At 59.3% G+C, this 24147-nt stretch carries 24 protein-coding genes; 13 read left to right on the forward strand and 11 right to left on the reverse strand.

Features of this window, described 5'->3' with window-relative positions; translation table 11 throughout:
- Positions 1-200: 200 nt before the first annotated feature.
- Together J2Y39_RS13235 and J2Y39_RS13240 are read left to right on the forward strand one after the other, a co-directional pair.
- The gene (locus tag J2Y39_RS13235; protein ID WP_252868199.1) at positions 201-1349 is read left to right on the forward strand and encodes an efflux RND transporter periplasmic adaptor subunit; all 1149 of its coding nucleotides are present in this window, start codon (positions 201-203) and stop codon (positions 1347-1349) included.
- Positions 1350-1362: 13 nt separating this feature from the next.
- Positions 1363-4389, forward strand: coding sequence for a multidrug efflux RND transporter permease subunit (locus J2Y39_RS13240; protein WP_310218111.1), 3027 nt, complete (start codon positions 1363-1365; stop codon positions 4387-4389).
- Between the two features lie 177 nt (positions 4390-4566).
- Here J2Y39_RS13240 and J2Y39_RS13245 read toward each other — a convergent pair whose 3' ends face one another.
- From J2Y39_RS13245 to colR, 5 genes are all read right to left on the reverse strand, one after another.
- On the reverse strand, positions 4567-4794 hold the full coding sequence (locus J2Y39_RS13245; RefSeq protein ID WP_041479852.1) for a hypothetical protein: 228 nt from the start codon (positions 4792-4794) through the stop codon (positions 4567-4569).
- Between the two features lie 2 nt (positions 4795-4796).
- Complete coding sequence (locus tag J2Y39_RS13250) at positions 4797-5513, reverse strand: lipopolysaccharide kinase InaA family protein (RefSeq protein ID WP_024014147.1); 717 nt, start codon at positions 5511-5513, stop codon at positions 4797-4799.
- 3 nt (positions 5514-5516) lie between these two features.
- Complete coding sequence (locus J2Y39_RS13255) at positions 5517-6185, reverse strand: class I SAM-dependent methyltransferase (RefSeq protein WP_041480029.1); 669 nt, start codon at positions 6183-6185, stop codon at positions 5517-5519.
- 149 nt (positions 6186-6334) lie between these two features.
- On the reverse strand, positions 6335-7618 hold the full coding sequence (locus tag J2Y39_RS13260; RefSeq protein ID WP_186567578.1) for a HAMP domain-containing sensor histidine kinase: 1284 nt from the start codon (positions 7616-7618) through the stop codon (positions 6335-6337).
- Positions 7608-8291, reverse strand: a complete 684-nt coding sequence (gene colR / locus J2Y39_RS13265; protein WP_016773421.1) for a two-component system response regulator ColR — start codon at positions 8289-8291, stop codon at positions 7608-7610. Before colR ends, J2Y39_RS13260 begins: the two co-directional genes overlap by 11 nt.
- A 207-nt stretch (positions 8292-8498) precedes the next feature.
- On the opposite strand from colR, the gene J2Y39_RS13270 reads away from it, so the two are divergent.
- On the forward strand, positions 8499-9242 hold the full coding sequence (locus tag J2Y39_RS13270) for a phosphatase PAP2 family protein (RefSeq protein WP_236168285.1): 744 nt from the start codon (positions 8499-8501) through the stop codon (positions 9240-9242).
- 189 nt (positions 9243-9431) lie between these two features.
- Here J2Y39_RS13270 and groL read toward each other — a convergent pair whose 3' ends face one another.
- The 4 genes from groL to J2Y39_RS13290 all read right to left on the reverse strand — a co-directional run bounded on the left by groL (position 9432) and on the right by J2Y39_RS13290 (position 12955).
- Positions 9432-11078, reverse strand: coding sequence for a chaperonin GroEL (gene groL, locus J2Y39_RS13275; protein WP_016773419.1), 1647 nt, complete (start codon positions 11076-11078; stop codon positions 9432-9434).
- Between the two features lie 50 nt (positions 11079-11128).
- A complete protein-coding gene (locus J2Y39_RS13280; protein ID WP_007916610.1) occupies positions 11129-11422 on the reverse strand; it encodes a co-chaperone GroES in 294 nt (97 codons plus the stop codon).
- A 259-nt stretch (positions 11423-11681) separates the two neighbouring features.
- Positions 11682-12158: an FxsA family protein gene (locus tag J2Y39_RS13285; protein WP_016773418.1), complete on the reverse strand. Its 477-nt coding sequence runs from the start codon at positions 12156-12158 to the stop codon at positions 11682-11684.
- A 71-nt stretch (positions 12159-12229) separates the two neighbouring features.
- Positions 12230-12955, reverse strand: coding sequence for a HugZ family protein (locus tag J2Y39_RS13290; RefSeq protein WP_122880719.1), 726 nt, complete (start codon positions 12953-12955; stop codon positions 12230-12232).
- A 163-nt stretch (positions 12956-13118) separates the two neighbouring features.
- Between J2Y39_RS13290 and J2Y39_RS13295 the strand changes: the two genes are divergently transcribed.
- The gene (locus J2Y39_RS13295) at positions 13119-13877 is read left to right on the forward strand and encodes an SDR family oxidoreductase (protein ID WP_053123391.1); all 759 of its coding nucleotides are present in this window, start codon (positions 13119-13121) and stop codon (positions 13875-13877) included.
- Positions 13878-14009: 132 nt separating this feature from the next.
- Here the strand turns inward: J2Y39_RS13295 and apbC are convergent, their stop codons facing one another.
- Entirely contained in the window at positions 14010-15104 is a 1095-nt protein-coding gene (apbC, locus tag J2Y39_RS13300; protein WP_024014150.1) for an iron-sulfur cluster carrier protein ApbC, read from the reverse strand.
- A 319-nt stretch (positions 15105-15423) separates the two neighbouring features.
- On the opposite strand from apbC, the gene metG reads away from it, so the two are divergent.
- From metG to J2Y39_RS13340, 8 genes are all read left to right on the forward strand, one after another.
- Complete coding sequence (metG, locus tag J2Y39_RS13305) at positions 15424-17475, forward strand: methionine--tRNA ligase (protein ID WP_310218117.1); 2052 nt, start codon at positions 15424-15426, stop codon at positions 17473-17475.
- A 114-nt stretch (positions 17476-17589) separates the two neighbouring features.
- Positions 17590-18159, forward strand: a complete 570-nt coding sequence (locus J2Y39_RS13310) for an Rnf-Nqr domain containing protein (RefSeq protein WP_310218119.1) — start codon at positions 17590-17592, stop codon at positions 18157-18159.
- Positions 18156-19160, forward strand: coding sequence for an electron transport complex subunit RsxB (gene rsxB / locus J2Y39_RS13315; RefSeq protein ID WP_310218122.1), 1005 nt, complete (start codon positions 18156-18158; stop codon positions 19158-19160). The genes J2Y39_RS13310 and rsxB overlap by 4 nt, the downstream gene beginning before the upstream one ends.
- The gene (locus tag J2Y39_RS13320) at positions 19147-20139 is read left to right on the forward strand and encodes an RnfABCDGE type electron transport complex subunit D (protein WP_310218124.1); all 993 of its coding nucleotides are present in this window, start codon (positions 19147-19149) and stop codon (positions 20137-20139) included. The genes rsxB and J2Y39_RS13320 overlap by 14 nt, the downstream gene beginning before the upstream one ends.
- A complete protein-coding gene (locus tag J2Y39_RS13325; RefSeq protein WP_252868206.1) occupies positions 20136-20741 on the forward strand; it encodes an RnfABCDGE type electron transport complex subunit G in 606 nt (201 codons plus the stop codon). The genes J2Y39_RS13320 and J2Y39_RS13325 overlap by 4 nt, the downstream gene beginning before the upstream one ends.
- Positions 20738-21310, forward strand: a complete 573-nt coding sequence (locus J2Y39_RS13330; RefSeq protein ID WP_252868207.1) for an Rnf-Nqr domain containing protein — start codon at positions 20738-20740, stop codon at positions 21308-21310. The genes J2Y39_RS13325 and J2Y39_RS13330 overlap by 4 nt, the downstream gene beginning before the upstream one ends.
- Positions 21307-21945, forward strand: a complete 639-nt coding sequence (gene nth / locus J2Y39_RS13335; RefSeq protein WP_016773410.1) for an endonuclease III — start codon at positions 21307-21309, stop codon at positions 21943-21945. The genes J2Y39_RS13330 and nth overlap by 4 nt, the downstream gene beginning before the upstream one ends.
- Before the next feature lie 107 nt (positions 21946-22052).
- Positions 22053-22232 carry a PA3496 family putative envelope integrity protein gene (locus J2Y39_RS13340; protein WP_041479865.1) on the forward strand — a complete coding sequence of 60 codons (180 nt, stop codon included), beginning with the start codon at positions 22053-22055 and terminating at the stop codon, positions 22230-22232.
- A gap of 88 nt (positions 22233-22320) precedes the next feature.
- Here J2Y39_RS13340 and J2Y39_RS13345 read toward each other — a convergent pair whose 3' ends face one another.
- The gene (locus J2Y39_RS13345; protein WP_016773408.1) at positions 22321-22947 is read right to left on the reverse strand and encodes a response regulator transcription factor; all 627 of its coding nucleotides are present in this window, start codon (positions 22945-22947) and stop codon (positions 22321-22323) included.
- 466 nt (positions 22948-23413) lie between these two features.
- Here J2Y39_RS13345 and J2Y39_RS13350 point away from each other — a divergent pair, with 466 nt between their 5' ends.
- Positions 23414-24115, forward strand: a complete 702-nt coding sequence (locus tag J2Y39_RS13350) for a hypothetical protein (protein ID WP_095181788.1) — start codon at positions 23414-23416, stop codon at positions 24113-24115.
- The last annotated feature ends 32 nt before the right edge of the window (positions 24116-24147 follow it).

A 24147-nucleotide genomic window follows, 5' to 3' on the forward strand; every position in this document is an offset into this window, starting at 1 on the left:
TGGGTGGCGCAGCCGCCCTTAAAACTGCAATTGCGGTATGACTGAAGGATTCAGGGGGCCGCTTCGCAGCCCAGCGGGGATAAATCCCCTCGCCACAGGGTTCATATCCGGCCTTCACGTAATAACTGCCAGTTGGAATCCCCACCTGACTCGGAGTAATGTGCCCGCCTGTCTCATGATTTATCCAAGGAAATGGAAATATGCTGCGTCGCCGCATGCTGATCATGTTGGGTGTTGTTTTGCTGATCGTCCTGGTACTGGGCGGATACAAAGCCTTTTCGATCTACACGATGATCCAGGGCTTTTCCAAGCCCAAGCCGCCGATCAGCGTCGCCGTGGCCACTGCCGGCGAACAGCCGTGGCAGATGCGCCTGCCCACCGTCGGCACGCTCAAGGCCCTGCAAGGTGTCGACTTGAGTCTGGAAGTCGCCGGCACCGTCACTGAACTCAAATTCGAATCCGGGCAGAAGGTCAAGGCCGGCCAACCGCTGCTGCAGCTCGACAGCGCCGTCGAGACCGCTCTGCTGGAAACTGCCCGCGCCGACCTCGGTCTAGCGCAGCTTGATTTCGGCCGTGGCGCGCAACTGGTCGACAGCCGCGCGATCTCCAAAGGCGAGTACGACCGCCTCTCCGCCGTGCTGCAAAAGAACAAGGCCACGGTCAATCAGCTCAACGCATCGCTGGCGAAAAAGCGCATCCTCGCGCCGTTCAGCGGCACCATCGGCATCCGCCAGGTCGACGTCGGCGACTACCTCGCCAGTGGCACCAAAATCGCCACGTTGCAGGACTTGAGCAGCCTCTACGCCGACTTCTACGTGCCCGAACAAGCGGTGCCGAAACTCGCTATCGGCCAGCCCGTGCAGTTCACTGTCGCCGCGTATCCGGGACAGAACTTTGCCGGCAAGATCAGCGCGATCAACCCGATCGTCGAAAGCACCACGCGTAATATTCTGGTCCGCGCCACCCTCGCCAACCCCGACGGCAAGCTGCTGCCGGGGATGTTCGCCAGCCTTGAAGTGCTGCTGCCAAATCCGCAGAAGCACATCGTCGTGCCGGAAAGCGCGATCACCTACACCCTGTACGGCAACTCGGTTTACGTGGTCGGGAAAAAGAAAGCCGAGGACGGCAGCGTCGCCAAGGATGACAACGGCCAACCGCTGCTGATTGCCGAGCGACGCTTCGTCGAGACCGGCGAACGCCGCGATGGCCTGGTGATGATCAACAAGGGCGTGCAGAGCGGCGAACAAGTGGTGACGGCTGGCCAGATCAAACTGGACAACGGTGCCCCTATCGCCATCAGCGACGACAAGACCCTCGGCGAGCAGAACAGTCCGCCTCGCGCCGACTGATCAAGGAATCCCCATGGCTTTTACCGATCCGTTCATCCGCCGCCCGGTGCTCGCCACCGTGGTCAGCCTGCTGATTGTGCTGCTGGGCTTTCAGGCCTGGAGCAAGCTGCCGCTGCGCCAGTACCCGCAAATGGAAAACGCCCTGATCACGGTGACCACCGCTTATCCCGGGGCCAACGCCGAAACCATTCAGGGCTACATCACCCAGCCGATGCAACAGAGCCTGGCCAGCGCCGAAGGCATCGATTACATGACCTCGGTCAGCCGGCAGAACTTCTCGGTGATTTCGATTTACGCGCGCATCGGTGCCAACACCGACCGCTTGTTCACCGAACTGCTGGCCAAGGCCAACGAGGTGAAGAACAAGCTGCCGCAGGACGCCGAAGACCCGGTGCTGAGCAAGGAATCCGCCGACGCTTCGGCGCTGATGTACATCAGTTTCTTCAGCAAGGACCTGAGCAACCCGCAGATTACCGACTATCTGTCGCGGGTCATCCAGCCAAAACTGGCGACGCTGCCGGGCATGGCCGAAGCGGAGATTCTCGGCAATCAGGTGTTCGCCATGCGCCTGTGGCTCGACCCGGTGAAACTCGCCGGCTTCGGTCTCAGTGCCGCCGACGTGACCGCTGCAGTGCGCCAGTACAACTTTCTCTCGGCGGCGGGCGAAGTGAAAGGCGAGTACACCGTCACCAGCATCAACGCCAACACCGAACTGAAATCCGCCGAGGCCTTTTCGGCGATTCCGCTCAAGGTCGATGGCGACAGCCGCGTGTTACTGCGTGATGTGGCGCGGGTGGAAATGGGCGCGGAAAACTACGATTCGATCAGCTCGTTCGGCGGCACGCCGTCGGTGTATATCGGCATCAAGGCCACCCCCGGCGCCAACCCGCTGGACGTGATCAAGGAAGTGCGCAAGCTGATGCCCGAGCTGGAAGCGCAGCTGCCGCCGAATCTGAAAAGCGAGATCGCCTACGACGCCACGCTGTTCATTCAGGCCTCGATCGACGAGGTGGTGAAGACCTTGTTCGAAGCGGTACTGATCGTCATCGTCGTGGTGTTCCTGTTCCTCGGCGCGTTGCGCTCGGTGGTGATCCCGGTGGTGACCATTCCGCTGTCGATGATCGGCGTGATGTTCTTCATGCAGATGATGGGTTACTCGATGAACCTGCTGACGCTGCTGGCGATGGTGCTGGCCATCGGTCTGGTGGTGGACGACGCGATCGTCGTGGTGGAAAACATCCACCGGCACATCGAGGAAGGCAAGACGCCGTTCGACGCAGCCCTGGAAGGCGCCCGGGAAATTGCGATGCCGGTGGTGTCGATGACCATCACCCTGGCGGCGGTGTATGCGCCGATCGGTTTTCTCACCGGGCTGACCGGAGCGCTGTTCAAGGAGTTCGCCCTGACCCTGGCCGGCGCGGTGGTGATCTCCGGCGTCGTCGCCCTGACGCTGTCGCCGATGATGTGCGCGTTTCTGCTGCGCCACGAAGAGAATCCCGGCGGCCTGGCCCATCGTCTCGACCGAGTCTTTGAAGGCCTCAAGCGCCGTTATCAAAGCATGCTGCATGGCACGCTGAATACTCGGCCGGTGGTGCTGGTGTTTGCGGTGATCGTGCTGTGCCTGATTCCGGTGTTTCTCAAGTTCACCAAGTCGGAACTGGCCCCGGACGAAGACCAGGGCATCATTTTCATGATGGCCAGCGCGCCGCAGCCGACCAACCTCGACTACCTGAGCACCTACACCGACGAATTCATCACCATCTTCAAGGAGTTTCCCGAGTACTACTCCTCGTTCCAGATCAACGGCTACAACGGCGTGCAGGCCGGTATCGGCGGCTTCCTGCTCAAGCCATGGAATGAGCGTAGCCGCACGCAGATGGAAATCCTTCCCGAGGTGCAGAGCAAACTGGAGAGCATTCCCGGCCTGCAGATCTTCGGTTTCAACCTGCCCTCCCTGCCCGGCACCGGTGAAGGCCTGCCCTTCGAATTCGTGGTCAACACCGCCAATGACTATGAACTGCTGCTGCAAGTCGCCGAGCGCATCGAGAAACGCGCCATGGAGTCAGGCAAGTTCGCCTTCGTCGACCTCGATCTGGCGTTCGACAAGCCGGAAGTAGTGGTCGATATCGACCGCGACAAGGCTGCGCAGATGGGCGTGTCGATGCTAGACCTCGGCAGCACGCTGGCGACCTTGCTGGGCGAGGCGGAGATCAACCGCTTCACCATCGACGGGCGCAGCTACAAGGTCATCGCCCAGGTCGAACGGGCCTACCGCGACAACCCGGACTGGCTGAACAATTACTACGTGAAAAACACCCAGGGCGAATTGCTGCCGCTGTCGACGCTGATCAAGGTCAGCGACCGCGCAAGGCCGCGCCAGCTCAATCAGTTCCAGCAGCTCAACGCGGCGAAGATTTCCGGTTTCCCGCTGGTGAGCATGGGCGAAGCCATCGATACCGTGCTGCAGATTGCCCGCGAAGAAGCACCGGCCGGGTTTGCCTTCGATTACGGTGGTGCCTCGCGCCAGTACGTGCAGGAAGGCAGCGCATTGTGGGTCACATTCGCTCTGGCGCTGGCGATCATCTTTCTGGTGCTGGCCGCACAGTTCGAAAGCTTCCGCGATCCGTTGGTGATTCTGGTCACCGTACCGCTGTCGATCTGCGGCGCGCTGATCCCGTTGTTCCTCGGCTGGTCGAGCATGAACATCTACACCCAGGTGGGGCTGGTGACGCTGATCGGCCTGATCAGCAAGCACGGCATCCTGATCGTCGAATTCGCCAACCAGTTGCGTAAGGACAAGGGCCTGAGCGCCCGTGACGCGGTGGAGGAAGCGGCAGCAATTCGCTTGCGCCCGGTGCTGATGACGACGGCGGCAATGGTGTTCGGCATGGTGCCGCTGATTCTGGCAACCGGCGCGGGCGCCGTGAGCCGCTTTGATATCGGCATGGTGATTGCCACGGGGATGTCGATTGGCACGTTGTTTACGCTGTTCGTGCTGCCGTGTGTTTATACCTTCCTTGCTAAGCCAGATGCCAGATAAGCACATTTCCCTGTGGGAGCGAGCCTGCTCGCGAATGCGGTATTTCAGTTGCATTGATGTCGACTGACACACCTTCGCGAGCAGGCTCGCTCCCACAGAGGACGATATGTATCTTGAAAGTTGTGGAATAAAAAAGGCCTCGCAATTGCGAGGCCTTTTATTTGGGCTTGAATCGTGTCAACTGGCTGGCCTCATCCCTTGGGACAGTCCGAACATGAACAACAGCAGATCATGATCGGGCTGGGTTGCCACAGAGGCTTTCGCCACCCGTGGAACCGAACAATGAGCGTCGTTCCCGGACGCCCCTATGACCTGCATGCGCGGCTGCTCCCAGGCAGCCACCGCCAGTGAAGCAACTGCCAAGGCCCCGATCAGGAACAAACCTCGTGCAATTTCGAGTTTCATCGCTATAAACCTTTGATAGCGCTGCCAAACGCCGTCTCATAAAAGTAGACGAGTTTCTTCCAGTCGGCATCGCGGAACGACGAATGGCGACGCAGTTGCTTCATGTCATGCTGCGCGGCGCGATAGGGGGTCAGACGCTGGCGGCACTTCTCCAGATCGATCAACGCCACTTCAACCTGCGCTGCTTCGCCCTCGCCGGTGACGCGAACGAAAACGTGCTTGATGTAAATGCAGCTGTGCTGCCAGCGACCTTTGTGCATGCGCGCCAGATTTTCGGCAAGGTCCTTGAGGACTTTTTCGTAAACCACGTCGCCACACTGATCGCGACCACCGGCAGCGGCCAGCCAGTGTTCCAGTTCCTGAAAACCGTCGAGGGATTTGGTGACAAGAAGTGCGCGCCACTTGTGTTGTGGATCAGGCTGAGCGCCGCAAAAGACGATCTGCGGTACGCGCACGCCGAGTTTGCTAACGCCAGTCAGGGCGTCGAGTTCGCGCAATACGGTCGGGCGACCGAAGGGGTGCAACCAACTGCGATAGATGTGCCCGGTCTGGCGCTTGGCGTACAAAAGCTGCCCGTCACGGTCGACGATGCGCTGCACCCCGCTTTCGCCACCACGGCGCACATTGGGCTCTTCAACCCATTCGCCGCGCTGGTTCCAGTAATAATCGAAACGATCCTGGGGAGCGACATCCGCTTCAACCGCTGCTTGCACTGCCATCCTCTACCTCTTGCGTAATACGTAAACTCGCCACATCGCATAGAGCGGTATGAAGTCCAGTTGTTCCTGAATGCGGAAACCCGCCTGTTCAAATTCTTTCTCGATCGTCGCCGCCGGAATCAGAAACCGATTCTGGTAATCATGACTTGGCCGATCCCGCTCGGCACGCTTGCGCTTCCAGGCCTTGAAATTGCCGTCGACCCACAACGAAACAATCACGCTGTCGCGGGTCACCCGCTCGAACTCGCGCAGGATCACCCGACGGTGCTCGGCCTCGCCGATGTGGTGCAACAGACGCATGCAAAAGATGCTGTCGACCGAGTTATCCGGCAGAGCGATATCGAATGCCGAGGTGTGCAGCGGTTGTACACGCTTGACCACCTCGGCCGGTTGTCCCTGCATCGCGGTCTTGATCATCGACTCGGAATTGTCCGCGCCGATGATCACCCGGTTGGGCTTCTCCGCGAGCATTGGCCAGAAACGCCCGGCACCGCAGGGCAGATCCAGCACCAGCCCGGGATCTCCCGCCAGCGCCAAGGCCTTGCGACCGACTTGCTCATCGCGCAAGTGCGACAGGCGGCGACCGAGGCTTTGCTGGTGCTTGCGCAGATATCGTTGTGCGTGTTGGTCGTCGTACTTTTCGGAAAAATCGAGCTTGATCGGGCCGGCCATCATCTGGACTCCTGTTCTGATGACGCCACCTTAAACAGCGGCGTGTCAGCGTCAGGTCATCCAATTGTGAAAAATCTGTCAGGTAAATCCGTAAATTATTACAACGTTATACAGGATTCAGACAGCTGTACGGGAGTAGCCTCGAGCCACTATTTGCCGGCATTCACGCCAAGATCTACCTCGAATCGGCAGCCATTGGGGTCCATCGTGCTCAAGCTGACCGTCCAGCCCTGGTTTTCGCAGATACGCTGCACCAGCGACAAACCCAGGCCCAGCCCTTCGCCACGCTTCTCGCTGCCGCGCACAAAGGGCTCGAACATCGCCTCGCGTTTTTCCTCGGGAATGCCCACGCCCGAATCCTCAACGACGAAACCGTTGGCGGTGAGCGTCAGGCGAATGAAACCCTGTTCGGTGTAATGCAGTGCGTTACGCAGAAGGTTACCCATCACCGCGTTCAGCAAGGTCGCGTTGTAGCGAGTATCCGCTGGTGTGCCCGGCTCGAATATCAGTGTCAGCCCCTTGCGCTCGATCGGCTCACGCCACAGGCACAGCAGGCTCTCGGCCACTTGTGTGAGGTTCTGCTGGGGCGCCGCTGCGGCCTCTTCGTTCTGCGTGCGCGCCAGCATCAGGAAGGTCTGTACCAGTTCGCGCATCTCCTCGCTGGCCCGGGCAATGCGCTCGACCTGGGCGCGACCGCGCTGATCGATTCCGGGGTTTTCCAGCAGCAGTTCGCAGGAACTGGCCAGGACCATCAGCGGCGTGCGCAATTCATGGCTGACGTCGCTGGTGAACAGACGTTCGCGGGTCAGTGCCTGACGCAAGCGCCCCAGGGTGGCATCGAACGCCACCGCCAGTTCACCGACTTCATCCGCCGCGTAGTCCGGCGCCAAGGGTGGCGCCAGCCCGAGCAGCTGGTCGCGATGCCGGACCTGCCGCGCCAGGCGCACCACCGGCGCCATCACCTTGCGCGCGAGCACCCAGCCGAGAAATACCGCCAAGGCCAGGCTGAGCACGAAGCCCACCAGGACCACCGCAAACAGCACGCGCTCGCGCTCTTCGAAATCGCTCTGGTCCTGAAGCAAGACATAACGCCGACCATCCACCACTTCGACCATGGCGTGATAGGACAGCTGCTCGCGAAAGACCTCATGGAAACCGGCATCGAGGTGACGCAGATCCTTGGGCAGGTCGAAATCACCCGGCCCGCCACTGAAGTAGAACAACTGATCCGGCTCGGGCCGATGGCTCCAGTCGGAGACATTGTCCATCAGCAGCAAACGTTGCAGGTCGCCGCCCAATCCCGCCGAAATCAGTTTCTCTTCCACCAGGTGCACCGTCGCAACGATGCCCATGGCGAAAGCGCCGGCGACCAGTGCGCTCATCAGCGCAAAGGCGATGATGATCCGCTGGGAAAGACTCTGCTTAAACTCCATCTCGCCCCTCGGCCAAGCGATAACCGACACCGTGCACGGTGTGCAGCAGTGGCTTGGCGAATGGCTTGTCGATCACCTGGCGCAATTGGTGAACATGGCTGCGCAGGCTGTCGCTGTCCGGGCAGTCATCGCCCCAAAGCGCTTCTTCGAGAATCTCCCGACGCAGCACGTGCGGGCTCTTCTGCATCAACACCGCGAGCAGCTTGAGACCCACCGGGTTGAGTTTGAGCAGCTTGCCTTCGCGGGTCACTTCCAGGGTGTCGAGGTCGTAGCTCAGGTCACCGACCTGCAACGCCCGGCGACCGCCGCCCTGAGCACGGCGCATGACCGCTTCGACGCGGGCGGCCAGCTCGGACAGGGCGAACGGTTTGATCAGGTAATCGTCGGCGCCGGACTTGAAGCCCTGCAGACGGTCGTCGAGTTGATCACGGGCGGTCAGCATGATCACCGGCGTGTCACGCCGGGCGTCTTCGCGCAGGCGTTTGCACAAGGTGTAGCCGTCGATGCCGGGCAGCATGATGTCGAGCACGATCAGATCGTAATGCTCGGTCGCCGCCAGATGCAGACCGGACAGACCATCCTGGGCGCAATCGACGGTATAGCCTTTCATGCCCAGGTAATCGGCCAGATTGGCCAGGATGTCACGGTTGTCTTCGACCAGCAGAATTCGCATGGACATCTCCTCCGAACGTGGTAACGGCCGTCTTGGCCCGCGCAGCTTACGGCCAAGTGTGGCTCAGGGCTAGGGGCGTTTTTTGATAAACCTGCGCTGCGCGCTGCGACGTTTTTTTCACTTTCGGTTAACAAATCGCCGACGCCAGCGCGCGCAGACTCCGCGCGATTACGCTCTCTCCTCCGTTCATCGACCAAGGAACCTGCCATGGTGTCGACCTCTGCCCTTCCCGCTTCAAGACCGCTGAACTGGTGGTTGTGTCTGGGCATTCCCGCAGCGGCGGCGATCATTCTGCTGTTGCTCGAACTGACCGATCTGGACATGGTTCTGGCGCAAATGTTCTACGACCCGGTCGCGGGGGATTTCATCGGGCGGCACAGCTATGTGCTTGAAGACATCCTGCATGACCGGGCAAAACAGCTGGTGATCGGCTTCTCGGTGTTTGCCATTCTGGGTTTCATCGGCGCGTTTTTTATTTCGAGGCTGAAACCGTTCAAGCGCGAACTGGGCTGCCTGGTGCTGTCGCTGGGGCTGGCGACTTCATTTGTCACTCCGGTCAAAGCCGTCACCGCTGTGCAGTGCCCATGGAGCCTGGAGCAATTCGGCGGCCACGAGACCTACAGCAAACTCATGGAACATCGCCCCGCCACGGACAAGCCGGGACGTTGCTGGCCGGGTGGCCATGCGGCGACCGGGTTCACCCTGTTTGCACTGTTCTTCGTGCTGCGCGACCGCCGCCCGCGACTGGCGCGGCAGGCGTTTGTGTTCGCCTTTGCACTGGGCTCGGTGTTCTCGATCAGCCGCATGATGCAGGGCGCGCACTTCTTCTCGCACAACGTGTGGACGGCGATTTTCTGCTGGCTGATTTGCCTGGGGGCTTATTACTGGGTGCTGTATCGCCCGGCTGGCAAGACTTCGACGGCGATGAACACACAGCCGATCAATGCCTGAAATAAAGCACCTGTGGGAGCGAGCCTGCTCGCGAATTGTCGGCTCAACTGGATTGCATGTCGGATGACAGACCGCTTTCGCGAGCAGGCTCGCTCCCACAGGGGCTACCAGTGAGCTTCGAAATCCGGGTAATAAAAAACCCCGCTGACTTTCGCCAGCGGGGTTTTGCATTACAGGGCCAGGGCTGGCTTACATCATGCCGCCCATGCCACCCATGCCGCCCATGTCTGGCATACCGCCGCCAGCTGCACCTTCTTTCTTCGGTGCGTCGGCAACCGCTGCTTCGGTGGTCAGGATCAGACCGCCGATCGAGGCTGCAGCTTGCAGAGCCGAACGGGTTACCTTGGTTGGGTCCAGGATGCCCATTTCGATCATGTCGCCGTATTCGCCGGAAGCAGCGTTGTAACCGAAGTTACCTTTGCCGTTCTTCACTTCGTTGACGACTACGCTTGGCTCGTCACCGGAGTTGGCAGCGATCTGACGCAGCGGCGCTTCAACAGCGCGACGCAGCACAGCGATACCGACGTTCTGGTCAGCGTTGTCGCCGGTCAGCTCGGTCAGTGCTTCCAGAGCACGGATCAGCGCCACGCCACCGCCAGGTACCACGCCTTCTTCAACGGCTGCGCGGGTTGCGTGCAGGGCGTCTTCAACGCGGGCTTTCTTCTCTTTCATTTCAACTTCGGAACCAGCGCCAACCTTGATCACTGCAACGCCGCCGGACAGCTTGGCCAGACGCTCTTGCAGTTTTTCACGGTCGTAGTCCGAGGATGTTTCGGCAACCTGGGCGCGGATCTGGGCGATACGGCCTTCGATGTCTGCCTGCACGCCAGCACCGTCAACGATGATGGTGTTTTCCTTGGACAGGGTTACGCGCTTGGCGTTACCCAGGTGCTCCAGGGTGGTGCTTTCCAGGCTCAGACCGATCTCTTCGGAGATAACGGTACCGCCGGTCAGAACAGCGATGTCCTGCAGCATGGCCTTGCGACGGTCGCCGAAGCCCGGTGCCTTGACGGCAGCGACTTTGACGATGCCACGCATGTTGTTCACAACCAGAGTCGCCAGGGCTTCGCCTTCAACGTCTTCGGCCACGATCAGCAGCGGACGGCCGGCTTTGGCAACGGCTTCCAGCACTGGCAGCATTTCGCGGATGTTCGAGATCTTCTTGTCGACCAGCAGGATCAGCGGGCCGTCGAGCTCGGCAACCATGGTGTCCGGCTTGTTGACGAAGTATGGCGACAGGTAGCCACGGTCGAACTGCATGCCTTCTACAACCGACAGTTCGTTTTCCAGGCCCGAGCCTTCTTCAACGGTGATCACGCCTTCTTTACCGACTTTTTCCATGGCTTCGGCAATGATGTCGCCGATGGAGTTGTCGGAGTTGGCCGAGATGGTGCCTACCTGAGCGATGGCTTTGAAGTCAGCGCATGGCTTGGACAGGGCTTTGAGTTCTTTGACAATGGCGATGGTCGCCTTGTCGATGCCGCGCTTGAGGTCCATCGGGTTCATGCCGGCAGCGACGGCTTTCAGGCCTTCGTTGACGATCGACTGAGCCAGAACGGTAGCGGTGGTAGTACCGTCACCAGCGTCATCGTTGGCACGGGAGGCAACGTCTTTGACCAGCTGCGCGCCCATGTTTTCGAAGCGGTCATCCAGTTCGATTTCTTTGGCAACGGAAACGCCGTCCTTGGTGATGGTCGGAGCGCCGAAGCTCTTCTCGATAACCACGTTACGGCCTTTCGGGCCCAGGGTCGCTTTTACCGCGTCAGCCAGAACGTTGACGCCTTTGAGCATCTTGGTGCGGGCGGCATCGCCGAACTTAACTTCTTTAGCAGCCATGATCGATATTCCTTAAATACTTTGTAGTAACGGGAAAATGAACGGGAGTATCAGCCTTCGATAACCGCGAGAATTTCGTTCTCGCTCATTACCAGCAGGTCTTCGCCATCGACTTTCACAGTATTGCTGCCGGAGTAAGGACCGAACACAACCTTGTCGCCTTCCTTCACGGACAGTGCACGCACTTCACCGTTTTCCAGAGCTTTGCCCGGGCCTACAGCGAGAATCACACCGTGGTTGGCTTTTTCAGCAGCCGAACCTGGCAGGACGATACCGCCAGCGGTTTTCTTTTCTTCTTCGCTGCGACGGATGACGACGCGGTCATGCAGAGGACGAAGCTTCATTGTCGATCTCTCCTAATTGTGGTTTTCATCGGCCGGTGTAGTCCCGGCGGGTTTAACGAATCCGGCCTGCGCCGGTTGCGGTCCGTCGAGCGAACCGCGCAAGTCTGTCCGGTTTGAATACCGGAAACCTTTCGGTGACCGATACATAGGGGCGTACAAGCCGATTACAAGGGCTGGCGGAAAAAAATTTTCATCGCCACCCAGTAAAAAAGCGCCATAAACGAGCACGGCACCCGAGGGTGCCGTGTCGATGCTGATATCACTTGTTGTCGCGGTGTTCGAACTCGCCTTCGATCACATTCGGCTCTCGACCGAGCGGCTCGCGCGGGGCCGGGCCGCCGCGGGGTTGCAGGTCGTCGGCGAAGGCGCGCTGACGCATGGCCTGATCTTCGGCGCGCTGGCGCATCTTGTTCGCCAGCAGACGACGGGTGACCGGCAACAGCATCACCAGACCGACGACGTCACTGATGAAGCCGGGAATGATCAACAGGCCACCGGCCAGTGCCAGCATCAGGCCTTCGAGCATGGTCTGCGCGGGCAACTCGCCGCGATTCAGGCTTTCCCGGGCACGCAATGCGGTGGCCAGACCGGCGACGCGCAGCACGAACACACCGAACATCGAGCCGAGAATGATCAGCAGCAGGGCCGGGAAGAACCCGATAGAGCCTGCCACTTTGACGAATACGAACAGCTCCAGCACTGGAAACAGCAGAAAGAGCAACAGAAAAGGGCGCATCAAAGTTTCCTCAACGCAAGAAATGCCTTGCAGTAAGCCCTAGATGACGTCGCCCTTGCGTGAATTCAAGCTTAACTTTGCGCTTTTTTCGGCCAGGACTGGGCGTGAGCCAGAGAAACCAAGGCCTCGCGCACTTGTGTCGGCGTATTACATGGCGCCGCGAAGGGCAACCAGTAGACGGCCTGACCGATGCGCAGGTGCATGCCCTCGCTGTCGATGCCGGCCAGTTGCGCCGGCACACTGTTCGGCAGCCCGGCCAGCTCGACGTAATGGGCGATGGCCTTGGCATGATCGCTGTTCATGTGCTCGACCATGCTGATTTCAGCCTTGCCGGCGAACGGGTTGGCCAAGGTCAGATCGTCGATCCAGTGGATCGCACCAAAGCCGCCGATGTAGCGATGGCGCACCGGATCGAGCACCCAGAAGTCGAAGTCGTGGGCCTGGTGATAATTCTGCGAGTCGGGGAAATAGCGGTAGTAGCGTTCGGCGGCAGCCTCAATCGCTGCCGGTTCTGCGAGCTTCTGCGCTTCGGCCAGATAAGTCAGCCGCCCGACCGCCTGCACATCGTCGGCCTCGCGCTCGCCCACCAGCATCGAACACTTCGGATCTTTCTGCAGGTTATGCGTGTGCTGGGCGATGCGGCTGATCAGGATCAGCGGCCGACCCTGCTCGTCCAGGCAATACGGCACAACCGAGCCAAAGGGAAAACCCGGCATCGATTTGGAGTGGGTCGACAGCACTCCACGGTATTCCTTGAGAAGCAATTCTCGGGCATTCTTCGCCACTTCAGCGCTCAATTTGTGACTCCTTAAATGGGTTCCGTCTAGAAAACGGACAGGCGCGCAGCGAAAAGTAACCGGCGCGCATCGGGCAAATGTTCGTGTGCAACCAGGCCTGACCGGTGCCGATCGAGCGTTGCCGACAACAAAAACAACTCAGACCTGCCAGCGGGACATGCGAATGCAACTCAACGACAAAGTAATCATTATCACCGGCGGTTGCCAGGGTTTGGGCCGTTCCATGGCCGAGTATTTCGCCGGCAAGGGCGCGAAGCTGGCCTTGGTCGATCTGAATCAGGAAAAACTCGACGACGCCGTGGCCGCCTGCAAAGCCAAAGGTGTCGAAGCGCGCAGCTACCTGTGCAACGTCGCCAATGAAGAACAGGTCGAGCACATGGTCGCGCAAGTGGCCGCAGACTTCGGCGCCATCCACGGCCTGATCAACAACGCCGGGATTCTGCGCGATGGTCTGCTGTTGAAGGTCAAGGACGGCGAGATGACCAAGATGAGCCTGGCGCAGTGGCAGGCGGTGATCGACGTCAACCTGACCGGCGTGTTTCTCTGCACCCGTGAAGTCGCAGCGAAGATGGTCGAGCTGAAGAACAGCGGCGCGATCATCAATATTTCGTCGATCTCCCGCGCAGGCAATGTCGGCCAGACCAACTATTCCGCAGCCAAGGCCGGCGTCGCAGCGGCGACCGTGACCTGGGCGAAGGAGCTGGCGCGTTACGGCATTCGCGTGGCGGGCATCGCACCGGGCTTCATCGAAACCGAAATGACTTTGGGCATGAAGCCGGAAGCGCTGGAGAAGATGACGTCGGGCATTCCGCTCAAGCGCATGGGCAAGCCTGAGGAGATCGCCCATTCGGCGGCGTATATCTTCGAGAACGACTACTACACCGGGCGGATTCTGGAGATGGATGGCGGGTTGCGTATCTAAGTCCCATTACACAAGCCAATGTGGGAGCGAGCCTGCTCGCGAAGGCGTCGTATCAGGCAACTGATGAGTTGGATGACACACCGCTTTCGCGAGCAGGCTCGCTCCCACAGGTTTTTCAGCGCTGCCGATGGATCAATCGTCGCTGATGGTGATATTCGGCATCGCCGGCGTGGCCGCTTCCTGCAAGACAATGCGCGCGCCGACGTGGCGGGCCAGTTCCTGATAGACCATGGCGATCTGGCTGTCCGGCTCGGCGATTACGGTTGGCTTGCCGCCATCGGCCTGTTCGCGGATCAGCATCGACAGCGGCAGCGAGGCCAGCAATTCGACGCCGTACTGGGTCGCCAGTTTCTCGCCACCCCCTTCACCGAACAGATGCTCGGCATGCCCGCAGTTCGAGCAGATGTGCACGGCCATGTTTTCCACCACGCCCAGCACCGGAATGTTGACCTTGCGGAACATTTCCACGCCTTTGCGCGCGTCAAGCAGCGCCAGATCCTGCGGCGTGGTGACGATCACCGCACCGGCCACCGGGACTTTCTGCGCCAGAGTCAGTTGAATGTCGCCGGTGCCTGGTGGCATGTCGATGACCAGATAATCCAGATCGCCCCACGCGGTTTGCGTAACCAGTTGCAGCAGCGCCCCGGAAACCATCGGCCCGCGCCAGACCATCGGCGTGTTGTCGTCGGTCAGGAAGGCCATCGACATGACTTCCACGCCGTGGGCCTTGAGCGGCACGAACCACTTCTGATCCTTGACCTCAGGACGGGTGCGCTCGGGAATGCCGAACATGATGCCTTGGCTCGGGCCGTAGATATCGGCGTCGAGGATGCCGACCTTGGCACCTTCCCGGGCCAGCGCCAGCGCGAGATTGGCAGCGGTGGTGGATTTGCCCACGCCGCCCTTGCCGGAAGCGACGGCGACGACGTTCTTGACGTTGGCCAGCCCCGGAATCTGAGCCTGGGCCTTGTGCGCGGCGATCACGCTGGTGACCTCGACACGGGCGATGACCACGCCGTCGAGGTTTTCGATGGCCAGTTGCAGCAATTGCGCCCAACCGCTCTTGAACAGTCCGGCGGCGTAGCCGATTTCCAGCTGCACATTGACGCGGTCACCGATGATCTCGATGTTTTTCACGCAACCGGCGCTGACCGGGTCCTGGTTGAGGTAAGGGTCGGTGTATTGGCTGAGGACGGCTTCCACCGCTGCGCGAGTGACGGCGCTCATGGGCAACTCCGATAACAAGACTGGAAAGAATGGCGGCTATCGTACGCTGGACACCGATTTGAGGCGAACAGATTACTTGCGCTGAAAAGCCACCGTGGTGAGGGGATTTATCCCCGTTCGGCTGCGCAGCAGTCGTAAAGCCATTGCACTCGGACTATCTGATACATCGAAGTTTGCGGTTTTGGGGCGGCTTCGCCACCCAGCGGGGATAAATCCCCTCGCCACAAGAGCTCTCAAAGTACCCAGTGGCGCAGGGGTGAAAAATATGCGCCGGCGCTTTATAGTGGCCGACCTCCGTTTCATCAAGTAGCGAAGCCCCATGTCCGAGCCACGCAAGATCCTCGTCACCAGCGCCCTGCCCTACGCCAATGGTTCGATTCACCTTGGCCACATGCTGGAATACATCCAGACCGATATGTGGGTGCGCTTCCAGAAGCATCGCGGCAACCAATGCATTTATGTCTGCGCCGACGACGCCCACGGTTCGGCGATCATGCTGCGCGCGGAAAAGGAAGGCATCACCCCGGAACAACTGATCGCCAACGTGCAGGCTGAACACAGCGCCGACTTTGCCGACTTCCTTGTCGATTTCGACAATTTTCACTCCACTCACGCCGAAGAAAACCGTGAGCTGTCGAGCCAGATCTACCTCAAGCTGCGTGACGCCGGGCACATCGCCCAGCGCTCGATCACCCAGTATTTCGACCCGGAAAAGAAAATGTTCCTGGCCGACCGCTTCATCAAGGGCACCTGCCCGAAATGCGGCACTGAAGACCAGTACGGTGACAACTGCGAAAAATGCGGTGCGACCTACGCGCCGACCGATCTGAAGGATCCGAAGTCGGCCATCTCCGGCGCCACCCCGGTGCTCAAGGATTCCCAGCACTTCTTCTTCAAGCTGCCGGATTTCCAGGAAATGCTTCAGGCCTGGACCCGCAGCGGCACCCTGCAGGACGCCGTGGCCAACAAGATCGCCGAATGGCTGGATGCCGGCCTGCAGCAGTGGGACATCTCGCGCGATGCGCCGTACTTCGGCTTCGAGATCCCGGGCGAGCCGGGCAAGTATTTCTACGTCTGGCTGGATGCGCCGATCGGTTACATGGCCAGCTTCAAGAACCTCTGCAACCGTACGCCGGAGCTGGACTTCGACGCGTTCTGGGGCAAGGACTCGACCGCCGAACTGTATCATTTCATCGGCAAGGACATCGTCAATTTCCACGCGCTGTTCTGGCCAGCCATGCTCGAAGGCGCCGGCTACCGCAAGCCGACCGGCATCAACGTGCACGGCTACCTGACCGTCAACGGCCAGAAAATGTCCAAGTCGCGCGGCACCTTCATCAAGGCCCGCACTTATCTGGATCATCTGTCGCCGGAATACCTGCGCTACTACTACGCGGCCAAGCTTGGCCGTGGAGTCGACGACCTCGACCTGAACCTCGAAGACTTCGTGCAGAAGGTCAACTCCGACCTGGTCGGCAAAGTGGTCAACATCGCCAGCCGTTGCGCCGGGTTTATCCACAAGGGCAACGGCGGCCTGCTGGTCGGCAACAATGCCGCGCCGGAGCTGACCGAGGCTTTCCTCGCCGCCGCGCCGAGCATTGCCGACGCCTACGAGGCCCGCGACTTCGCCCGCGCCATGCGAGAAACCATGGCCCTGGCTGACCGTGCCAATGCGTGGATCGCCGACAAGGCGCCGTGGTCGCTGAACAAGCAGGAAGGCAAGCAGGATGAAGTCCAGGCGATCTGCGCCACCGGCATCAACCTTTTCCGCCAGTTGGTGATCTTCCTCAAACCGGTACTGCCGCTGCTGGCCGCAGATGCCGAGGCGTTCCTCAACGTCGCGCCGCTGACCTGGAATGACCACACCACCCTGCTGGCTAATCACCAGCTCAACGAATTCAAGCCGTTGATGACCCGCATCGACCCGGTAAAAGTGCAAGCCATGACCGACGCATCGAAAGAAGACCTGACCGCCAGCCAGACCGACACTGGCGAAGCCAAGCCTGCGGGCAACGGCGAACTGGCCAAGGATCCGCTGTCGCCGGAAATCGATTTCGACGCCTTTGCCGCCATCGATTTGCGCGTCGCTTTGATCGTCAAGGCCGAACACGTCGAAGGCGCCGACAAGCTGCTGCGCCTGACCCTCGACATCGGTGACGAGCAACGCAACGTGTTCTCCGGGATCAAGAGCGCCTACCCGGACCCGTCCAAGCTCGACGGTCGCCTGACCATGATGATCGCCAACCTCAAGCCACGGAAAATGAAGTTCGGTATTTCCGAAGGCATGGTGATGGCGGCGGGCCCTGGTGGTGAAGAGATTTACCTGCTGAGCCCGGACAGCGGCGCCAAGCCGGGTCAGCGCATCAAGTAAGACGTTGCCGCAAAACGATCCCACCGACGTGCTCTGCATGCCGGTGGGATTTTTCATATCTGGCCCGATAGTGCCTACCCTTAAGAGACACCCGCCCGTTTCGCTGGCAGAACCATGACCGAACTCGTGTTAACGCTGATCAGTGCTGCGCTGCTCAACAACTTCGTGTTGCACTGGCCGCTGGGCGTCGCTCCGCTGCTGGCGGGCAGCCGACGCCAGGTCCATGCGCTGGGGTTGGCGACGTTGTGCCTGATGGTGGTGGTCGGCGTTATCGGTCAGGCGATCTGGCAGTGGATATTGGTGCCGTTGCAGCTTGAAGCGCTGCGCCTGTTCGTGTTTCTGCCATTGAGTGTGTTGTTGATCGCGCCGCTGCTGAAACTGCTGGCGCGCGGCCTGCCCGATTGGCCGTTCGCTGGATTGTGGCCGCTGCTGCTGGGCAATGCCGGGGTATTCGGGCTGGCCTTGATCAATGCGCAAAACGATCATGGCCTGCTGCACGCGACAGCTTTGAGTCTGGGTGCAGGGCTGGGTTTCTGGCTGGTGCTGAGTGTGTTCTGCGACCTGCGCGAGCGCACGGTCGACAACGATATTCCCCTGCCCTTTCGCGGCCTGCCGATCGATCTGATCAGCGCCGGACTGGTCGCAGTGATTTTTCTCGGATTCAGTGGATTGATCAAAACATGAGTCTGATTCAACGCATCGATGCCCTGCTGCCGCAGACCCAATGCGGCAAGTGCGGCCATCCCGGATGCAAACCCTATGCGCAAGGCATTGTTGACGGTGAGCCGATCAACAAGTGCCCGCCGGGCGGCGAGGAGACTATCGCCGCCCTGGCCGAGCTGTTGAAAATACCGGTCCTGGAACTGGACATCAGCCGTGGCCCGGCACCGCCGCAAATCGCCTTCATCCGCGAGGCCGAATGCATCGGCTGCACCAAATGCATTCAGGCCTGCCCGGTCGACGCCATCGTCGGCGCGGCAAAACTCATGCACACGGTGCTGATCGACGAGTGCACCGGTTGTGATCTGTGCGTTGCGCCGTGCCCTGTCGACTGCATCGAAATGCATCCTTTGCCTGCGAACACGATACCAGTGGTTGGCGGTCTCGCATTCGATCTCGAAGAACAGCGCGCCCGCGCTGAAAAGCGTGACCATGCGCGCCAGCGTTTCGAGCGACGCAACCAGCGCTTGCTGCATGAAGAACAGCAAAAGCAGGTTGAACGTGAAGCGCGAGCCGCGCGTGCGGCACAACCGCAAGTATCGACCGCCGACCCGGTGCAGGCTGCGCTGGAGCGGGTGCGTGCACAAAAAGCCGCGAACGCTGATGCGGCGCTGAAGAAGGCCAAGGTCGATGTGGCGATGAGTCGAGCGCAACTGCACAAATCGCTGAAAGCCTTCGGTCACCCGCCGACGTTCGAGCAGCAGTCGCAATTGATCGTCCTGCAGCAACAATTCGAAGCCGCCGAGCAAGCGCTGGCGAACCTGGAAAGCAGCCAACCGGCAATTCCCGCCGTTCCCGCAACTACCAACGACGCCGAACTGAAGCGAGCCAAGATCCAGTTGGCCATGCGCCGCGCCGAGTTGAAAAAGGCTCAGGCAGCGGAGGCTGCGCCGGAGCAGATCGCAGCACTGGAGCAAGCCGTGAGTGACGCCGAGCGCCGGGTGCAAGACCATGCCGCCCCTTGAGCCAGTGGACGATCGCCTGCAACAGGCGATGAACACCGTGCTGCTGGCAGCTGTGCCGGGTCTGCTCGCTTTATTCTGGCTGTATGGCTGGGGCGTGTTGATCAACCTTTCCCTGGCGGTTGTCAGTGCTTTGCTCGTCGAAGCGGGCGTCGCCTGTCTGCGTCGGCAAGCGGTGCAAGCGGTGCAAGCGGCAATGCTTGATGGCAGCGCGCTGGTCAGTGCGATGTTGCTGACCGCCGCGCTGCCGGCTTATTGCCCTTGGTGGCTGACGGTCATTGCGACCGCTTCAGGTCTGTTGTTCGGCAAACATCTGTATGGCGGCGTCGGCAAAAACCCGTTCAACCCGGCGATGCTTGGCTTTGTCCTGAGCATGGTGCTGTTCCCGCAAGCGATGACCCATTGGCCCGCTCATGGCCTGGATTCTCTTGCGGCGCTGCAACAGGTTTTCAGTCCAGCGCAGGCGCCGGACGCTTGGGTGCAAGCCACGGCACTGGACAGTCTGCGCATCAATAAAAGCCTGACCATGCAGGAGCTGTTCGCCAGCAACCCGGCCTTCGGCCGTTTCGGCGGGCGCGGTGTGGAATGGGTGAATCTGGCGTTTCTGCTCGGCGGCCTGTGGCTGTTGCAGCGGCGGATCTTTTCCTGGCACGCACCGCTGGGGATGCTCGCCAGTCTGTTCGTCATCAGCCTGTTGTGCTGGAACGGCTCGGGGTCGGATTCCCATGGTTCGCCGCTGTTTCACCTGCTCAGCGGCGCGACCATGCTCGGTGCATTTTTTATTGTGACCGAGCCGGTGTCCGGCGCGAAAAGCGCCCTTGCCCGCCTGCTGTTCGGTGTTGGCGTCGGCCTGCTAACTTATCTGATTCGCACGTGGGGTGGTTACCCGGACGGCGTCGCGTTTGCGGTATTGCTGATGAATCTTCTGGTGCCGGCACTCGAACGCTTCGCCCTCAGCCGCCAGTCGAAGGTGAACGCGTGAACCGCTCAGCGAGTGTCGCGACGGTGGTGCTGCTGGCACTCGTTGGCATGAGTGCGACATACGTGTTGCAGCGCAGCAGTGCACCGCAGATTGCCAGCGAGCAGCGCTTGCTCGACAGCCGCAAATTGCTTGATGTCATGCCTGCCGCGCTCTACGACAATCAGCCGCTGGAGCAACCGCTGACGCTCGCCGAGCCTGCTTTGCGCCATAGCACGCTGTCGGGCGGCTATCGAGCGACCCGCTCCGGTCAGACAGTCGCGGTGCTGTTGCGCAGTCGCAGCGAAGGTTACGCAGGTACTCTGGAACTGCTGATTGCCATTGATGCTAATGGCAAACTTTTAGGCGTGAAAACCCTTGAGCAGCGCGAAACGCCAGGATTGGGTGGTCACATCGGTGCATGGCCGAATGCCTGGCTTCAGGCCTTCATCGGCAAATCCCGTACTGAGCCCACAGACGCCGGCTGGGCGCTGAAAAAGGATCAGGGGGAGTTCGATCAGATCGCTGGCGCGACCATTACCTCCCGTGCCGCCATTGACGCAATTCATGACGCACTGCGTTATTTCGATGAGCATCGGGCGCTGCTCTTGGGGACTGGCCCATGAAGCGCACGGTGAATTTATTGATGCTGGTGCCCCTACTGGGCGCCACACCAACATTCAGCGCTGCACTGGGGATAACCTTGATGCTCAGCGCGGTACTCGGTGTATTTGCCGTCTGCATGTCGCCGCTGCGCGAGCGCCTCACGGGCACCCGTGCATTGCTCGCCAGCCTGATAATCGCCGCGACGTTGACCAGTTGCGCGGATATTGTGGCGCAACGCTGGTTTTTGCCATGGCAGCAGACGTCTGAGCTCTACATAGGGCTGATCGCCTTGCACTGCGTCGTGTTTGAATACCACGGTGCCTTCCGCGAGCCCGTCGCTGTCAGCTTCAAACGCTGCGCAATGTTCGGCTCGCTCATGCTGGTAGTCGGCGGGCTGCGCGAGATTATCGGTTATGGCAGCCTTGGCCGAGGCCTTTCGGGGCATTGGCCAGGTCTGGTTTTGTTCCCCGAAGGGCTGCGTCTGATTACGCTGGTTCCCGGCGCTTTGGTTTTACTGGGCCTGCTTCTCGCCGCCCGTCAGGCGTGGACACGCCGCAATTCTGTCATCAAGGAAACGCATCGCCCATGAATGCTGCAAAACGTCTTGAGATATTTCGCCGACTGCACGAAGACAATCCCGAGCCGAAAACCGAACTGGCCTACTCTTCGCCGTTCGAGCTGCTGATTGCGGTGATTCTTTCGGCGCAGTCCACCGATGTCGGCGTCAACAAGGCGACTGCCAAACTCTTTCCCGTCGCCAATACACCCGCCGCGATTCATGCGCTGGGTGTCGAGGGGCTGTCCGAGTACATCAAGACCATTGGCCTCTACAACAGCAAGGCGAAAAACGTCATTGAAACCTGCCGTTTGCTGGTTGAGCGTCATGGCGGTGAAGTCCCGCAAACCCGGGAAGAACTGGAAGCCTTGCCGGGCGTCGGGCGCAAGACCGCCAACGTGGTGCTCAACACCGCTTTCCGCCAATTGACCATGGCGGTCGACACGCACATTTTTCGCGTCAGCAATCGCACCGGCATCGCGCCGGGGAAAAATGTGGTGGAAGTAGAAATGAAGTTGATGAAGTTTGTACCGAAAGAATTCCTGCTCGACTCTCATCACTGGCTGATTTTGCACGGTCGTTATGTTTGCCTGGCGCGTAAACCGCGCTGCGGCAGCTGCCGCATCGAAGATCTATGCGAATACAAACATAAAACTTCTGACGATTGAGCGGTCATCGGTTTTTCGCATCCATCGATTGAAAAAATCTTTTTTACCCGCCGCAGTAATGTCGATATAAGGAGCGCCAAAGGCAGTCTTAGCCGGGAGTTGACTTCATGAGTACCGACACAGAGCAACTGGATGTAGAAGAGGATCTTATTGCCACCGACGCCGATGAGGTCGAACCGGTGGTTGAAGTGGCCAAGACCAACCTTAGCAAGCGTCGCACAATCGACAACCTGCTTGAGGAGCGCCGACTGCAAAGGCAATTGGCCGACTACGATTATGATCTGTGATATCTGAAGGCCTCCCTAGACGGAGGCTTTTCATTTTCTGCGACAACCGAGCTTGATCGGCCCATGACGTTCTCAGCTGTCGAATCGTTCAAACCAGGCCGTTGCGCTGCGCCAGCTCGATCAGATCAACCAGAGAGCGCGCATTGAGTTTCAGCAACAGGCGAGTCTTGTAGGTACTCACAGTCTTGTTGCTTAAAAACATGCCATCGGCGATTTCCTTGTTGGTCTTGCCGCGCGCCAACTGCTGCAACACCATCATTTCCCGCCCGGACAGACGATCAACCATGTCCGCTTCACTCGCATTGCCCAGACTGGTGCGCACAGTGTGCAGCGCCTGATTGGGAAAATAACTGTAGCCGGACAGTACTGCCTTGATCGCACTGAGCAATTCGGTCAGATCCTGCTGTTTGCACACGTAACCCGCTGCGCCCGATTGCATGCAACGCATTGAAAAATGGCCGGGAGCCTGGGAAGTCAGCACCAGCACTTTCACCGGCATGGCAGTGGAGGTCAGGCGCGCAATAACTTCCAGCCCGTCGAGTTTGGGTATTCCAATATCCAGGATGACAAGATCGGGTATTTGTTCACGAGCAATTTGTAGTGCATCAACGCCATTATCCGTTTCTGCAATGACTTCGTAGCCATGCCGTTCCATCAGCATACGTACCGCAAGTCGAATGACGGGGTGGTCATCCACGATCAGCACTTTATTCATGGGCAAGTCCAGTTTTCGCTGTTCGAATTTTTAGAACACGCACGATATCCCAGTCACTTGCTTCAAGGCATGGCAACTTTTACACGCATTTGCATCCAGAGACATTCCCTACAGGCATTGAGGATAATTCCCACAAATTCGCTGCCCTTGCCCCATTGCAACCGCCTTCCGATCTTTCATACACCGGCGGAGTTTGATCTTCATGCAGTCGAGTCCTACGCCATGGTGGGTCGTTGGAAAACTTCAACAGGCGCAATTACGAACCTTCATACACGATGATTTACCTGTCAAATTGGCCTTGGGCAAGCACTGGGACATACGACGTAACGAACCGACACAACCACCTGTTCGACACAACATCGTTGATTCTATAAAACTTTAGTTAACAGCCGCGCACTTACACAAGCGCCTTTACTATCGCTGAAACAACCAACTTAAACTAGACAAACCATGTAGAAGCAAAACAATGCTAAAGATAAAAAACAAAATCACCAACCCCATGACAGTCATCGCCATATTTGCAATTCTTTCGGAAACCTCGGCGGCGGTATCGTTACCATTTCTCGATAACAAGGACCGGGAAATTTACGTCTGGTTTCTGATCAGTTTCCCCTTTTACTTGTTATTCCTGTTCTTTATCACTCTCAACTTCAATCATCGCTCGCTTTACTCGCCTTCAGACTTCGGCAAAGACAAAAGCTTTTTGAAAACCACTCAAAATAACCAGAGGGACGAATCCTTTCGCGAAGCAGGCGAGCGTTGTGCTTTTGAGCTGACCAGTTGCATCGTGTCGGGTAAAACCGGGCCAGGCCGAGTGCCGATTCCCTGCAGAGTTCACAACGCGCCGGACCCACCGCTCGGTCCACGCGACCCATCCCATCCGGTTATGCAGAATATCAAGCTGTCACCCTGGGTAAGTGAACTGAACATCATTGACGCAAGAGAAGTTGATGCAGCGAAGGAATTCGATGCCATCTTCGAAACGCTAAAAGGCGTCGATAAAAAGCACGCGCGGGTTCTCGTATTTCTTTGTAATCATGCGTCGGACGCGCTTGCCCACTCCGCATTGCAACAGATCAGGCAGGCCAAGAAAGGCTCAGGAGCCACACTGTGCATCGTATATAACCTGTGTTCGCAGACGGTGACATTACTGGGACGAACCAGTTGAACCGGGTCAAGACTGCGCGCAGATACACGAGG

This window comes from Pseudomonas sp. 2957, from assembly GCF_031456345.1.
Classification (GTDB): Bacteria; Pseudomonadota; Gammaproteobacteria; order Pseudomonadales; family Pseudomonadaceae; genus Aquipseudomonas; species Aquipseudomonas siliginis.

Coding starts and splice junctions, on each gene's coding strand:
- apbC (WP_024014150.1), bottom strand. CDS start 15,104: ATGAGCGCCGTCACTCGCGCAGCGGTGGAAGCCGTCCTCAGCCAATAC.
- J2Y39_RS13285 (WP_016773418.1), bottom strand. CDS start 12,158: ATGCGCCCTTTTCTGTTGCTCTTTCTGCTGTTTCCAGTGCTGGAGCTG.
- J2Y39_RS13295 (WP_053123391.1), top strand. CDS start 13,119: ATGCAACTCAACGACAAAGTAATCATTATCACCGGCGGTTGCCAGGGT.
- J2Y39_RS13330 (WP_252868207.1), top strand. CDS start 20,738: ATGAAGCGCACGGTGAATTTATTGATGCTGGTGCCCCTACTGGGCGCC.
- J2Y39_RS13260 (WP_186567578.1), bottom strand. CDS start 7,618: ATGGAGTTTAAGCAGAGTCTTTCCCAGCGGATCATCATCGCCTTTGCG.
- metG (WP_310218117.1), top strand. CDS start 15,424: ATGTCCGAGCCACGCAAGATCCTCGTCACCAGCGCCCTGCCCTACGCC.
- nth (WP_016773410.1), top strand. CDS start 21,307: ATGAATGCTGCAAAACGTCTTGAGATATTTCGCCGACTGCACGAAGAC.
- J2Y39_RS13255 (WP_041480029.1), bottom strand. CDS start 6,185: ATGGCCGGCCCGATCAAGCTCGATTTTTCCGAAAAGTACGACGACCAA.
- J2Y39_RS13340 (WP_041479865.1), top strand. CDS start 22,053: ATGAGTACCGACACAGAGCAACTGGATGTAGAAGAGGATCTTATTGCC.
- J2Y39_RS13235 (WP_252868199.1), top strand. CDS start 201: ATGCTGCGTCGCCGCATGCTGATCATGTTGGGTGTTGTTTTGCTGATC.
- J2Y39_RS13350 (WP_095181788.1), top strand. CDS start 23,414: ATGCTAAAGATAAAAAACAAAATCACCAACCCCATGACAGTCATCGCC.
- rsxB (WP_310218122.1), top strand. CDS start 18,156: ATGAGTCTGATTCAACGCATCGATGCCCTGCTGCCGCAGACCCAATGC.
- J2Y39_RS13245 (WP_041479852.1), bottom strand. CDS start 4,794: ATGAAACTCGAAATTGCACGAGGTTTGTTCCTGATCGGGGCCTTGGCA.
- colR (WP_016773421.1), bottom strand. CDS start 8,291: ATGCGAATTCTGCTGGTCGAAGACAACCGTGACATCCTGGCCAATCTG.
- J2Y39_RS13310 (WP_310218119.1), top strand. CDS start 17,590: ATGACCGAACTCGTGTTAACGCTGATCAGTGCTGCGCTGCTCAACAAC.
- J2Y39_RS13320 (WP_310218124.1), top strand. CDS start 19,147: ATGCCGCCCCTTGAGCCAGTGGACGATCGCCTGCAACAGGCGATGAAC.
- J2Y39_RS13345 (WP_016773408.1), bottom strand. CDS start 22,947: ATGAATAAAGTGCTGATCGTGGATGACCACCCCGTCATTCGACTTGCG.
- J2Y39_RS13270 (WP_236168285.1), top strand. CDS start 8,499: ATGGTGTCGACCTCTGCCCTTCCCGCTTCAAGACCGCTGAACTGGTGG.
- J2Y39_RS13280 (WP_007916610.1), bottom strand. CDS start 11,422: ATGAAGCTTCGTCCTCTGCATGACCGCGTCGTCATCCGTCGCAGCGAA.
- J2Y39_RS13250 (WP_024014147.1), bottom strand. CDS start 5,513: ATGGCAGTGCAAGCAGCGGTTGAAGCGGATGTCGCTCCCCAGGATCGT.
- J2Y39_RS13240 (WP_310218111.1), top strand. CDS start 1,363: ATGGCTTTTACCGATCCGTTCATCCGCCGCCCGGTGCTCGCCACCGTG.
- groL (WP_016773419.1), bottom strand. CDS start 11,078: ATGGCTGCTAAAGAAGTTAAGTTCGGCGATGCCGCCCGCACCAAGATG.